1 protein-coding gene and 1 pseudogene are annotated in these 1,135 nt (G+C 39.0%); both read left to right on the forward strand.

The features are described 5' to 3' along the window. Positions 1-598 (forward strand): annotated as a pseudogene (locus AC6F75_RS08570) (hypothetical protein); the annotation flags it as partial. 135 nt (positions 599-733) lie between these two features. Further along, positions 734-1,135: hypothetical protein (locus AC6F75_RS08575; protein ID WP_500714593.1), on the forward strand; the 402-nt coding region annotated here is incomplete at its 3' end.

Genomic DNA, 1,135 nt, shown 5'->3' on the forward strand with positions numbered 1-1,135 from the left:
GAGTAAAGCAGCAAGCGGAATAGCAGATAAGGAAAAAGAAAAAGAGGCCAGGGATTTTTTGCAAAACTGCATCCGCATGTTAAAACCCTTAAAAGTAATCAATCCGTACGCCGATAAAATAAAACTACCACCCCAAGCCCACAAAATAAGACGCTTACACGAGTTGTTTTTAAGCTTTGTAAAGCAAGTCACCCTAATCCACCAATACCAAAGAAAGCGAGACGGGCAAGGCAGAATAATCACAGAACCGGAGGACTTGAAAGTGGCCGTAGAAATCATGTTTGACAGTATTTTTTTGAAAGTAGATGAACTGGATGGCTCACTGCGGCAGTTCTTTGAAAGCTTAAAAGAATATGTTTTACAAAAGGAAAATCCGCAGCAATACGAGTTTGTACGGCGAGAAATACGACAAGCAACAGGGGTAAGCAATACAGGGCTTCACAGGCATTTAAATGTTTTAATTGACTTGGAATATATATCAGTAAGTGGCGGTTACCAAAACAGGGGCTTGAAATATAGAATCAGCTATTGGGACAATGTGGTAAAACTACGTGAGCAAATCAAAGAATATCTTTATAATCAATTGAATGACCTTTAAAAATGGTTTTTGGTTATAGTCTGGTATTCCACCCCTTTGGAATGCCAGTTGGAACGCCAGAACCCTTACTATGACTACGAATACCCTCTGGCATTCCGCATTCCAAAAAAGTGTTAAGGAGGAAAATGAAAAAACATGCAATGTCGCTATCAAAAAATAACCGCTTTAGTCATCACCCTGAAGAACCTCTTTCCCAATGCCACCACGGTACACGACCCATCTGTGCAGATAGAAAGCGATAGTTTTCTACAAAACGATGTGAGAATATTATTTGAATCACTGGTACACTCCCTGACGATAATAAACAAGCTTTACAGGCTTAAAGACAAAGACGGCAACTACATAAGCCAACGAGAAGATTATGCCACAGCATTAATGCTAATAAGCCCGTTATTTGCTTCGGAAACCCTTAATGTATCACAGAACGTAAGAAACTATTATCAAATCTTAGTTGATGAAATAGGTTTATCTTCCTCTTTCAATTGGAGAGATTTACAAATCCTTACCGGTAAATCAAAAACCAGTTGCAACCGGATA

This window comes from Planktosalinus sp. (genome assembly GCF_059864935.1).